The organism is Bradyrhizobium sp. USDA 376 (assembly GCF_054063675.1).
On record NZ_JBSSGN010000002.1, the window covers coordinates 79037 to 91453 of the forward strand.

9 protein-coding genes and 1 pseudogene are annotated in these 12417 nt (G+C 58.2%); 5 read left to right on the plus strand and 5 right to left on the minus strand.

Going from position 1 to position 12417, the window contains the following annotated elements:
- Positions 1–49: 49 nt before the first annotated feature.
- The gene (locus tag ACVJ19_RS43865; RefSeq protein WP_028182457.1) at positions 50–298 is read right to left on the minus strand and encodes a hypothetical protein; all 249 of its coding nucleotides are present in this window, start codon (positions 296–298) and stop codon (positions 50–52) included.
- Positions 299–305: 7 nt separating this feature from the next.
- On the minus strand, positions 306–515 hold the full coding sequence (locus ACVJ19_RS43870; protein WP_028182458.1) for a hypothetical protein: 210 nt from the start codon (positions 513–515) through the stop codon (positions 306–308).
- Between the two features lie 51 nt (positions 516–566).
- Here ACVJ19_RS43870 and ACVJ19_RS43875 point away from each other — a divergent pair, with 51 nt between their 5' ends.
- Positions 567–1124, plus strand: a complete 558-nt coding sequence (locus tag ACVJ19_RS43875; RefSeq protein WP_453955334.1) for a hypothetical protein — start codon at positions 567–569, stop codon at positions 1122–1124.
- A gap of 199 nt (positions 1125–1323) precedes the next feature.
- On the opposite strand, the gene ACVJ19_RS43880 is transcribed toward ACVJ19_RS43875, so the two are convergent.
- Entirely contained in the window at positions 1324–2664 is a 1341-nt protein-coding gene (locus tag ACVJ19_RS43880; protein ID WP_453955333.1) for an IS1380-like element ISBdi2 family transposase, read from the minus strand.
- A gap of 314 nt (positions 2665–2978) precedes the next feature.
- On the opposite strand from ACVJ19_RS43880, the gene ACVJ19_RS43885 reads away from it, so the two are divergent.
- Together ACVJ19_RS43885 and ACVJ19_RS43890 are read left to right on the plus strand one after the other, a co-directional pair.
- Positions 2979–3305: a glycosyltransferase family 25 protein gene (locus ACVJ19_RS43885; protein WP_453955332.1), complete on the plus strand. Its 327-nt coding sequence runs from the start codon at positions 2979–2981 to the stop codon at positions 3303–3305.
- A 263-nt stretch (positions 3306–3568) separates the two neighbouring features.
- A complete protein-coding gene (locus ACVJ19_RS43890; protein WP_453955331.1) occupies positions 3569–4540 on the plus strand; it encodes a family 16 glycosylhydrolase in 972 nt (323 codons plus the stop codon).
- A 20-nt stretch (positions 4541–4560) separates the two neighbouring features.
- On the opposite strand, the gene ACVJ19_RS43895 is transcribed toward ACVJ19_RS43890, so the two are convergent.
- The gene (locus ACVJ19_RS43895) at positions 4561–5994 is read right to left on the minus strand and encodes an IS256 family transposase (protein WP_453955360.1); all 1434 of its coding nucleotides are present in this window, start codon (positions 5992–5994) and stop codon (positions 4561–4563) included.
- 136 nt (positions 5995–6130) lie between these two features.
- Positions 6131–8818: a DUF2235 domain-containing protein gene (locus ACVJ19_RS43900; protein WP_453955330.1), complete on the minus strand. Its 2688-nt coding sequence runs from the start codon at positions 8816–8818 to the stop codon at positions 6131–6133.
- Between the two features lie 386 nt (positions 8819–9204).
- Between ACVJ19_RS43900 and ACVJ19_RS43905 the strand changes: the two genes are divergently transcribed.
- Both ACVJ19_RS43905 and ACVJ19_RS43910 read left to right on the plus strand, forming a co-directional pair.
- Complete coding sequence (locus ACVJ19_RS43905) at positions 9205–11226, plus strand: PQQ-dependent sugar dehydrogenase (protein ID WP_453955359.1); 2022 nt, start codon at positions 9205–9207, stop codon at positions 11224–11226.
- Positions 11186–12123: pseudogene (locus ACVJ19_RS43910) on the plus strand (SMP-30/gluconolactonase/LRE family protein). The gene ACVJ19_RS43905 and the pseudogene ACVJ19_RS43910 overlap by 41 nt, the downstream one beginning before the upstream one ends.
- Positions 12124–12417 lie beyond the last annotated feature (294 nt).

Consider the following 12417-nt stretch of genomic DNA (forward strand, 5'->3'; position numbering starts at 1 on the left):
TCGGGTCGAAGTTGACCCGGCCGCAGAGTTTCAGGAAGTAAAGCGCCTCTCACAAATCGCTTAGGTTACTCGGCACTTCGCCGAATTTCCTGATGATCGTCGCATCGCCGAAATCGCCCATGGCAGGATCGCCTGATCTGCAGAAGGCGACTGCTCCGACATTTCCCGGCTTGTGCGATAGTACTTCGGCGCGGACGACCACGGCTGAAGCGTTGAAGCATTCCACAGCCTCTCCGGGCGCGCCACCATCGTCAGCAACGACGAACGGAAGCGCCACGTAATAGGTCACCTGGGGCATAGCTCACCTATCCGGAGTAGGTATGAAATCTTCCACGCACGTAGGCGTGTGAAACCGCCTTCATCAGTTCGCTGACTTCCGATTCCAAATAGTTGTTCGCGACGATTAGCGCCCGAACGGTCGCGCGCAAATCACCGCCGCAAGCGGCCACCGCCTGATCGATCGCGGTCTCAAGTTCGTCCGCGTCCTGTGCGTTCGGTTGAGAGTCCGAAGACATCGACGCTGTTCCTGATTGACCGACCGACCCATATGTTCTTATGTTGTTCTCATGGAGTCAAGCCGTCGTTTCAGCCCGCCCTGGACGCTCGTCCGGGAGAATTCCGAGTGCTACGTGGTGCGGGATGCCAACGGCGTAACGCTGGCGTGGATCTATTGCCGCGACGAAGCTCAGCGCTACAGTTTTGGCGTCGGCAAGCTGACCTCAGAAGAGGCGCGACGGATCGGCAGAGCAATTGCGCGACTTCCGGAATTCCTGATGCCGCGCCTTGGGTTCTATCCGCGCGGCGAAGGCAAGCGCTATCGGCCCGACCGGCCTTACCATGTTGCGCTTCGCGACCAATATCTCCGAGAGCATTGGGCGGAGATCAACGCGCTGTGTCGCCTTAATAGCCTGCCGTTCGACGCAACCGGCGAGGTGATTCAGAAAGATGGCGTCTGGCGCGTGCACGAATTCACCTGGCAGATGGATGCGATCCTTTTCTGGGACCGATTTGAAGGTCGTTGGCTACGAGGTTCGGACTTTCATTATCCAGAAAGACCGCCAAATTTGCGGACGCTAAAGCCGCTGCAAAATTGGCCGAAATTTGATCCGCGCGACGTTCGATGAAGGTGTTCGTGGACAAAGTATTGCAAAGCTAGCCCGTCCTATTCGTGAGAGTGCGGCTTTTTGGCCCGATTGATGCGGCCGCACATCTTGTCTGACGAGGCGCACAGGATTGCCTTCGGCTTTTCACCGCCTGACCACCCGTACTTTGCAACGCGCTTGAGGGATAGGTTGGGCGAACGGGGGGCGGACGCCCCGCCGGTCAAGGACTGAGCGGCAGCAGCGCGCCGGGCAAGCCGCGGATCAGGTCGGCTTCGGGACATGCCGCGGCGAACGCAAGGCGAATGCGGCTCGTGGTCTCGACCACACGGGCAGCGAGTTTCAAGAGACGAAGACGCAGCGTCGCGAACTCGGCAGTGGCCAATTCCCGGACTTTGGGAATGGCGTCGCGCACGGTCAGCATCAGCCAATAAGCGGCCGTATGGAGCACGAGACGGACCTGGTTGGCGAGCGCCGAACGGCAGCTGGTGCGGTCGGAGGCGAGCTGTGTCTTATGCAGCTTGATCAGATTCTCGGCTTGGCCGCGCGCGCAATACAGGCTGTCGTAGATCCACTCGGCCGAGCCGACATCGAGGCTGGTGACGACGAAACGGATGTCGAGGCCGAGCATCGTCGCCTCAATACGGGCGACAGTGCGCCGTTCGCGATCCCAGGACTTTGCCTTGTGGCGGGTCTCGGTGCCACGCAGAACCGGCAGGTTCTCGATGGCGCGTCGGGTGCGGATGTCGTCGGCGACCTCGTCGACTTTTCTGGCGAGAGGCTTGGTGCCGGACAGACCGAAGATGTAGTCGATGCCGTTGGTCTCGCACCACGCCATTGCCTCCGGCCGGGCATAGTGCCCGTCGCCACGGAACGTAATTTGCGTGTTGTGCCATCGCGTGCGGATATGCCGTACCAGGCGGCGCAGATGGGCACGCACCTCGACGCCGCCCGGCGTCTTGCCGGGCCGCAGCACGACCGCCACGGGCCGGCTCTTCTCCGTGTCGTAGACGTGGATCGGCAGAAAGCAGCGTTCATCATAATGAGCGTTGAACAGCGAGAGCTGCTGATGGCCGTGGACGACGTCGCAGGTATCATCGATGTCGAGCGTGACGGATGCCGGCTCGTGGGGGTAGCTATCCATCCATGCGTCGACCAAAATGTAGGTCAGTCGGATCACGTCGCGCAGGCGCGGAGCATTCTCCAGCCGCGACAGCGTCGGTTGGGAACACAGATCGCGGCCCGTGTCCGGCAGCCGTCCGCAGGCCAGCTTGAATGCCGGATCGGACCGCAGATGATCGAGGTCGTCGGCGTCCTCGTAGCCGCAGCAGATCGCGAACATGCGCGCGCGGAACATATCGACAAGGCTGTGCACGACCCGCGTCGGATCGCGCCGATCCGGGAACACCCGGGCCAGATTGTCGGCCAAACCGAGACGCCGCTCGGCCATCGCCAGAAGCATCACGCCCCCGTTCGAGGTTAGGCGCCCACCATCGAAGGCAGCTGTGACTTTCTTGGCGTGAACGGCTGGAAACGAGAAGGGCGGAATCGTATCGTCGGTCATGGCGGGCGTGGCGTTCGCGGTTGGAGGTGATGGGGTTGGCTTCGCAACCGAATCCTACGCCGCATCAGCGCTTTACACCACGCTCGCCAGCCTCTCAGGCGCCCTCTCGCGAATAAGACGGGCTAGATTGCGTACTGGATTCCGACGGAATTCCGCTGACAAAGCGAACGAGGCGGTATTCGGCGATCGACGGCAAGAGCGCCTCTGTAGTATTAGAGCATATTAATCCGTTTTATACTCTCGCCGATCAGCTCTACGTTGAGCCGCAACCTCATGCGCTGCCTGACGAGTTTGACTTAGCTCGTCCTATTCGAATGAGTCCGGCTGAAATCGCAATCGCCCGCTCGCATATTGGTGTTTGGCGGGATATTGCGCAATCCGCCGCCTCTTATGCCCTTGTGGTTGAGGACGACGTCTGGTTCGAACGCAATTTTGCTCGCGTTTTCGATCAAGCTTGGCAGGAACTGAATGATGCTGTCCAGACGGAGCCAGCATTTGACCTACTGTACCTATCTTATGCGGAGGCGCGTCACGGCGCGCCAAAAGAACTAATTTCCGACAACCTATTTCGTCCGGAGCGCGGGCTCTGGTACCTATCCGGCTATGTTCTCTCAAAAAGGGGGGGCACAGGCACTTCTTGACCTCCTTCCTTGCCGAGGTCCAATTGACCTATGGATCAATCAGCAATTCCAAAAGATCGGTGTGCTCGCCTTACGTTGTCCAGTGATCAATCAGCGCCCTGATATCCTATCGACGAACTCATATTCGATCCTTCCTGCTCTGACAAAAATCGGCGTTCTCGATTACAGCAGCGCGGCCCTATTTCAACAACGACCGCAACATTTCCCAGTGGTTGCCTTCGGCAAGCCGGGGACCGGGCTGTCATCCTGCGATGGCGCTCTCTATGCTGGGCTACCGTTGCTGTAGCGATCTAGATCGGATTCCAGACGAAGAATTTAGGAGGCTTCTCGCCGGATCACGGACCACGTTCGATGCCTACGTTAACGTAGGCTCGCTAGCGCCGGAATTGCGCAAGCTTGTTTTGCGCTACCCGCGCGCAAAGTTCATAATCACTGCGAGCGATGAAGCCGGCGATACATATAACGAGCACTTGCTGGAGGTCTTGAAGGGAGCCGACGTCGTGTGCTTAGAGCGAGATGATGATACTCGCGGCTGGCGCATGATTTGCGATCACTTGAGACTACCCCCACCGGTGGCGCCCTATCCGGTTGTCCTAGAAATCGGGCAACGTAAGTATCGGGAGGTCACCGATGCGACTTCAAGATTTCGGGAAAGGCAGCTTCGCCACGATCGGTTGCCATGGATAGTAGAGCCGAGCGCCGGGTGGAATGGAATTAGCGCGATCACTACCGAGCAGTTGGCTTTTGGTTCGAGGACGGCCTTTCGTGATGATCTGAGTGATATCAGATCAGCGCGATGGTTGCTGAGGAGTGATACATTTCCTGGAAATCTTGGACTGTTTCGGCCAGCTAACGTGTCCGCCCGATCGGAAGGTGGCGTTTCGCTCGTCGTCCGCCGAGAATCCCTCGGTGTTCGCGATTTCAGTGCGGCAGCATTCTCAAGCCGAGACCACTTTTTGTACGGGCGGTTCGAGGCCACTCTACAAGCAACAAAAATATCAGGCCTGGTGACAGGCTTCTTTCTCTACCGGGCATCGCCTCGCCAGGAGATCGATATTGAAATAGCAGGTAACCGTCCGACATGTCTCCTTATCAATGTCTTCTATAATCCTGGCTCAGAGGGAGCAAAGTTTGACTATGGGTATCGCGGAACGCCAGTGGCTATTCCATTAGGATTTGATGCATCGAAAGCATTGCATCGGTATGCGATCGAATGGGATTCGAGCTATGGCTGATTTTGGGTGACGCGGCCTGATCAGGCGGCGTGGCTTTCAGTGTTCGGAATGACTTCGATTCCGTCGATGAACTTTACACCGGCGATGACTTTCGGCAACTGGTTCGTGCTCTTCAATCGCCGCCAGGTCTTCGATGCGGCGTCGATGAGCTTGAACACCATCAGCTTCGCAGTTTGTTGCGACAGCGATCCCTTGGTCCGCACCGTTCGGTGGCGCACCGTGGCGAAGACGCTCTCGATCGGGTTCGAGCTGCGTAGGTGGATCCAGTGCTCAGCAGGGAAGTCGAAGAAGGCGAGCAGCGCATGGCGATCCTTGATCAGGCACTCCACCGCACGTCCGTATTTGACGTGGTATTTCTCGACGAAGACGTCGATCGCGGTTTCAGCTTCGGCCCGGTGTGGGGCCAGATAGATGTTCCGCAGGTCGTTCTTCATGGGGCCCTGCACGGATTTGGCGACCTTGTCGAGTACGTTGCTCACTTTATGGCACCAGCATCGTTGGTGCCGCGTGCCGGGAAAGGCCTCGTCCAGTGCCTTCCAGAAGCCGAGGGCGCCGTCGCCGATGGCGAGTTGCGGGGCAATCCGTAACCCGCGTTGCCGCAGGTCGATCAGGAGTTCGCGCCAGCTCTGCGCGCTCTCGCGCACGCCGACCTGGAAGCCGATCAGCTCCTTCTTGCCTTCCGGCGTGGTGCCAATCAGCACCAGCATGCATTCGCTGTGATCTTCCATGCGGGCCTGCAGGTACACGCCATCGGCCCAGATGTAGACATAGCGACGCGCCGACAGATCGCGTCTCTGCCAGCGTTCGTACTCGACCTGCCAATCGGCCTTCAGGCCGGCGATCACCGAAGGCGACAGGTTCGGCGCATCCTTGCCGAGCAGCGCCGAGAGCGCCTCCTGGAAGTCGCCGGTCGAGATGCCGCGCAAATAGAGGACCGGGATCAAGGCATCCAGGCTCTTCGTCCGCCGCGCCCATAGCGGCAGGATTGCCGAACTGAAGCGGAGGCGGTCGCCTGGCCCGCTCGCTCCGCGGTCGCGGACCTTGCGATCGAGAACGTCGACGAGATACGCCTCGGGGTCGAGGCCATTCAATTTCGCTGTGTTAAGAAGCGAAGCGAGTATCGCCCAGGTCTCGCCCCCGCCTTCGTCACCACTGAACAACGAGTTCTTTTTTCCGATCGCAATTGGCCTGATCGATCGTTCGACCGTGTTGGTGTCCGGCTCGAGCCGCCCGTCATCCAGGAACGTCGTCAGGCCCTGCCAGCGTTCGAGCATGTAGTCGATCGCCTTGATGAGCGTCGAGCGGCGGGAGATCCCGTCCTTCACCGCGATCAGACGGGCCCTCAACGCCTCCATCAGCGGCTTCGTCTCGGCCTGTCGCGTCGCGCGGCGTTCCCCAGCATCGAGACCGCGGATCCTCTCCTCGATCGCGTAGACGGCCGCAATGCGCTCGATGACCTCCGCGGCGAGTCATTGGGCGATACCGCCATGAAGGCCGCGCTATAAGCGTTGATGAGCTCTTGCCCGATACAACAGGTTTAATCAGCTCGCAGCGCACGCAATCGTCAGTTCATGCGTCGCGCGAGCTGCGTCAATCGTCCGCTCGGCTCACCGCGATGGTCGCCGAACCTGAGTTGTCCTTGTAGAAGGTCGTCCAATCATGGGCCCAGACCGCGTCGTTGACATAGAGAAAAAGCTCTCCATCCCGCCTAGGAACTACAATGGCTTCGAGGTTGTTTGACTTGGGATTGTCGCTCGGCTCAAGGACCCGCTCGTCATTCCCGGTCGATCCAACGCGCGCTATCACCTTAAACGGCTCGACGAACAAATGACGCTTGAGGGGCCAATAGATCACCTGCCGGAAGCGATCCCACAGGTTTAGGTTGGAGACATCGACACCACGCGTGCTTACCGTGAAGTGGCCGTCCTTCCACCCGTTGGCGGCACCGGGCGGCGGGGCCGTTATCTTCACCCGATATTTCTGGCCTTGCTCAACCCATATCCCCGTGCCCTTGCAGACAGAATCGGTCCTCAGAAGATTGTCGATGTTCTTTGTCACGCGATCGATAGAGTTCGGACGGATCTCGCAGCTTGAGGGGCATATGGCGAAACCTGCACTTACTGGAGATGCGTTGGTGGGTTGAGCAGTGGCCGCCGTCTTACAAACTGGAACACGATACTCGCAGTTTCGGGCTCGGGGATTGCATTCCGCCGCCGGGCGTATGCGCAATTCACAGGTTGCCGTACCTTCAAGACAGGATACGACGCGACCGTCGTCGCAGGTGGGCTGTCCCGTATGACAGGAAGCAACGGTCGCAGCGGGGCAGGCCTCCAAACCCTGGTTAGGTTTTTCGGCGTTGGGCTTATCGGCGATGTTCCTACTGGTGGGGCAGACCATCCCGAAGCTATCTTCGATGCTGAAGGCGAGATGGCTGCCAAAAAGAAGGGCGAGTGCATAAAAGCTCACCGCAAACAAAAGCGGCAAGATTATCATCTTAACGCTGCGGACTGAGTATCGATACAGTGCGGCGTTGCGCAGATGTTTGACCAGGAAAGGCGGCGTATAGAGTGCCAGGAGTGTGCAGACTAGGATCGCACTGACCGGTTCCGTAACATGGTTATTCAGAAAATCGATCGCGGGCCAACGCGCAGGAAGATAAGAATGCGCTACGGCGTAGGCGACAATGGCCGTCAAGAGCAGTCCGCCAAGCACCTGGAGAATCGTCAGCTTCGCCGGCGAAAAATTGCGCCAGACGCGCTCCATCCTGTCTTCGATGTTGCTACCTAGCCATACGCCGAGCCAGATAAGTGCGATGACAATGATTCCGAGCACCAAAAAGTGGCTAGGGTCTCGCGCGTAAGCTTCAATCCAGATGGACACAGCGCCGGGCAAGATCTGGCCCAAGCCACGGATAGCGGCAGAAACCAATGTAAGCTCGGTGGCATACTCGGCGGAACTGTCGACTTTGGTGGCCAGTGGATAAATCAGGGTATAGAGCGACGCGAACACCGTAACGAAGTAGATGAAACGCCGACGCCAAACCACGTTCCAAACTTCTTCCTGATTGCTACACCGCGCCTGCGCGTCGGTCGAGGTTTCGTAGCTTACCTGCGGCTGAATGCCGTTATCGGTCATGACCGTGTACTTCTCGGGAATGCCGATGGGCGCGTAGCGATGGGCGCCCTTGCGCGCGCGGTTGATGGCTGTTTCGTGAATAACCGGTGGACCGTTGTCGACCAAATCAGTCTTGCGCAAAGAAAAGCGCATGTGACTCAGATCATCGATTTTGCGAGGGCCATAGCGGTAATAGCCGCCCAAGCCGTTCCGAGAGTCGTAGAGACGGCCATCCTTGTCCCGCCGCCATTCGGCATAGACGATCATATCGGGATCGGGATCGTTCGGTTTATTCGGCGCCGTCTTGAAGTGAAGGCCGCGGGCCTCCGCTTCCTTCATGATCCAAAACAGAGGTATGTGCGCCAGGGAGTCGTCGGGGTACCCACCGCCGACATTTGAATGTACGCCGGAAAACCAGACCTGAGAGAGCTTTTCCTTTGGAACACCGTTTTCGTTCCAAAGGACAGGATGAAAGGTGGTGCGCTCATCGTCGAGCGACAGCGCATGACAGGCGCGCTGGATCCTTTGGTGGTTGAATGTCCTGTCAGGCAGCTCCAGTGGCAAGATCCATTGGCTGACGCCCCGCGCCATTTCATCTACCGGTAACCCGTAGGCCGCGACCGTATCCCACAAGCCGAGGAATTCGATGCTCGTGACCGGTGTATTTTTTTTCTGGTCGTAACGATTGCCCAAGAGGTAGAGCACTACGTTGCGCAGGAGCCGACCAATACTTTCAAGGCGAAGAAGTGTGTGAAAGCGCTCCGACCGGTAAGCGCGGTACGCCATCTTGGCTTGCTGGTAAATTTCTTCTTCGGTGTTGCCGGTGACGAGACCCTGATTAAGGATCAGGCCGATTACGACGCGCATCGTGAAGGCGCCGCGGCTGAAGCCGAAACCGTAAATTTTGTCGCCGGGCGTGTAGTTCACGCAAAGGAATTTGTAGATATCAAGCACATTGCGTTTGAGACCCCAGCCGAACGCGCCACCTAGTATGGCAAGGGGCTTGAAGGACGATGTGCCGACGCCATCGTCGTAAAAGGCAATCTGTTCCTCTCCGCGGAGGTCCAAGCTTTCGAAAACACGCCAGACGTTCGATTTCCATACGCGGTTCGCTGCGTTTCCGGTGCCGTCGGACAGCAGGATGATGTTTTTTGGTGCGGACATGAGCGTCTCCAAACCAAGATTTGGAAAGGGTGCGAGATCTCTGAATTCGAGTTGTATAAACAAGTAAAAGTTGTATCGTGAAGCAGATAAAACGTTCGCGTCAAATCGTTTTGCAGATTTATCAACAATTGGTTTCGGATTGTTCTGGGCGAGCTGCAGGATGTGGCTTTGGTGGAGTGAGTGAAGTGAGCGACAGGTGGCCGGAGCATGATCGATGAGAGCAGTTGGGATGCACGCGTCCAGCACATACGGCAGTTCACCTGGTGCGAACTTCTTAAGACGCTGCGATCCGGCTTGGGTCGTTGCGGGAGGGTAATACGTTGAATCTCGAATGTTCTCTGCATGGGAAGCTCAATCGCACCAGGGTGGTGTACTATTTCACCCTCGTGGTGCTCGCCGTTGCTACTGCGTGGGGTCCGTCGGCTTGGACGGCGGAGCCCGAGAGGAAGAGCGGCTACGCAATCGGTTCCGAGCAATGTGGCGGCCGCGGACTCTCCTTTCCCAAGGTCAAGATCGATATGAAGAAGGGGTTCTGCGCAGGGCTGGTTCTGAGCGAGGAGGATGGTCTAAGATTTCCGCGCTCCATCGTGCAGATCCCCGGTCACGAGCAGTTCGTGATCGTCGACATGGGGGGCTGGAATCGCACAGATGGCCGGCTGCTGTTGCTCGATCCGCACGCAGCGGAAGGCAGGCGCCTCAAGGAAATCATCACGAACCTTGAATACCCGTTTGGTCTCGCGATTGGGCTGGACAAGAAGGTCTATGCGTCGACCCATGAGACGATCTTTCGCATCGATCCGCTAGCGGGAAACCCGAGCAGCACAATCGAGACGATCATCCAGGGCTTGCCAGGTCGCCGGATCACCCTTCCTGACGGCACAAGGATCACGGAGAGCAGTCATTCGCTCAAGCATTTCATCTTTGATAGAACAGGGCGGATATTCGTCAACATTGGCTCGCACAGCGACGACTGCATCACAAAGCCGCCGATCACCAAGCCGTGTGCCGTCGGTGAAGGCACTTCGCCCCTTGCCGCGATCTGGATGTTCACACCGCCGTCTGGCGGCGTCTTTCCGGCCCTCAGGCCGAATGATCCAAATCCACCGCGCGAGATCTACGCGCGCGGCCTTCGCAACTCGATGGCGCTAGCCGTTCATTCCCGGTTTCCCGACGCTGGTTATGCCTTCCTGCAGGGCGAGAACGCGAGGGACCTACCCGATATCTTCACGCCAAACGAGGAGATCAACGCGATCGAGAAGGGCAAGCATTACGGCTGGCCGTATTGCTTTGATCTTTCGTCGGCAAGCCCTGAGTTCAAGATCGTGTTGCAGGCGGGGTCTTATAAGAATTTCTGTAACAATACGGTAGCCTACAAGCCGCCTTTCTCGCTGCTGCCGCCACACGGTGCGCCGCTCGGCATGCTGTACTATCACGGGAGCAAGTTCCCTGAGCTCGACGGCAAGCTGCTCGTGGGCCTGCATGGCTACCGCCCGACAGGAAGCCGTCTTCTAGTTTACGACGTGGATGGCCGCGGCTTCCCAAAAGTAAGCTCGCCGCCCGTCCGGTACCAGGTCAGCTGCAGCGCGGAGCCCAGTCGCGCCTTTCAGACGGATGCCGGCAATGTTCCGGCCGCTTCCTACGAGGAGCTGATATCCGGCTGGCACAGGGTGAACGGCGCGCGGCCGCAGGGCGCGCCCGTCGGCATGACTGTCGCGGCCGACGGCGCGATCTGGATCGTCGAGGACAAGAACAAGTCTATCGTCCGCCTCGACCGAGCTTCGGGCAACCCACCCGATCCATTGCCGTGCGGCGTGCGGACGTTAGAACAGATCGATGAGCTTGCGAACTTCGTCGCGAACGACCCCAAGAACAGTACCCGGCTGACATCCGTCCGGGCCAATCTTGTCGAAAAGCATTGCCTCGGTTGCCATTCCGATTTTGGGCTCAAGAAGGGACAGCCTGAAGCAGAGAAGGATCAAACCGTGCTGCGCTTCATGCTCGCGCAGGATGGCTGGATATATCCGGGTGACCCCGATTCTGGGAAACTGCGCATCCGCCTCCGGGGGCTCGGTGCAGAGAAGCTGATGCCTCCAGGAGGCGAGAAACTGCCCCAGATCGAGCCGGGTTATGTGCAGGTCCTCAATCTTGCCGACTATCTCGCCGGGACAATGGTTCCGGGAACCAGAATGAGGATCAAGCCCGGGACCGTCCAAAGGCCATTCTTTAGCAAATCTGGCAAGGAATGCGGCGAAATCCCGACAACGAAGGTCGTCGTAGTGACACAAAAGAACGCTGCAGGTAAGCCCGGTTTCAGCCGCTTCTATCGGCCGGCGGATGTTTTTCTCAACGGCGAGTGTACCGACGCGGATGGCTACTATATCCGGCAAGACCTTCTGGTGCCTTTGTAGTGCGGTCCTAATCTTGGCCGCGGCACCGGCGCGCGCCGAGCAGAGACTATTCGAAAGTGTCCAGGCCACGCCTGCGGGCGAATACACGTCCGGCATCGAAGGGCCCGCCGCTGACCTCGACGGCAATCTCTATGTTGTCAATTTCGGCAAGCAGGGTGCGATCGGCAAGCTCGCGCCCGGAAGCACGGCTTCTGAAAAGTTCATCGACCTTCCAGTAGGCAGCGTAGGCAATTCAATCCGCTTTGCACGCGACGGGAAGATGTTCATCGCGGACTACAAGGGGCACAATATCTTTGTGGTGCGGAAGGGAAGTACAACACCTGAAGTGTGGTTTCACTCCGACCAGATGAATCAACCCAACGACATGACCATCGCGCGCGACGGAACGATCTATGCGACGACCCAAATTGGAAGGGCCGCAGCGGCCAGATTTGGCGGATTACGCTTGCCGCAGACGGGACCGTGCAGGGACAAGTCATGGTTCCGCCCCGCGCCATGGGGACGACGAACGGCATTGATCTCAGCCCAGACGGGAAAATTCTCTATGTCGGCGAATCTGGGAGCGGCCAAATTTGGGCGTATCACGTTTCCGGAAACGAGCTGACCAACGCGAGACTCGTAAAGACGTTCGATCGCGATACAATCGATGGGGTTCGCACCGATGTTGCGGGTAAGTTGCTCGTCGCCCGTATCATGAAGGGGACAATTTCAGTCCTGACTCCAGACGGCAACGTTCAGAAAGAGATTGCACTCCAAGGCAAAGAGCCATCAAACCTCGCCTTCGGCGGCAAGGACGGCAGGACGATTTTTGTCACGCAGCGCCAGGGTGGCTTTATCGAATCCTTTCGCACAGACCAGGAAGGGCGCGAGCACTGCCTGCAAAGAGCGGAATGCTAAGCCTAACTGATAAGCTTTCGAGCAAAAACCTTATCAGTCTGAACGAGCGGGCAGGGGACGCTCGCCAGTGCCATGACTTGACGTGGGTGTCGCCGCGTAATGAACGGTTATGGAATGGCCGCTTGTGGCTGCCCGCGTTTGGCGGATGACAACAAATTTCTCTAGGCATCGAGATGCCCCCGGCTTCTTTCCGACCTCTTCAATTATGAGAAATCATTTTGTGGACGAGATCATCGCCGGATCGCTGGGGACATCAAATCGCAACGACCGGGCGGCTCCAGTGGAGGCGGCACC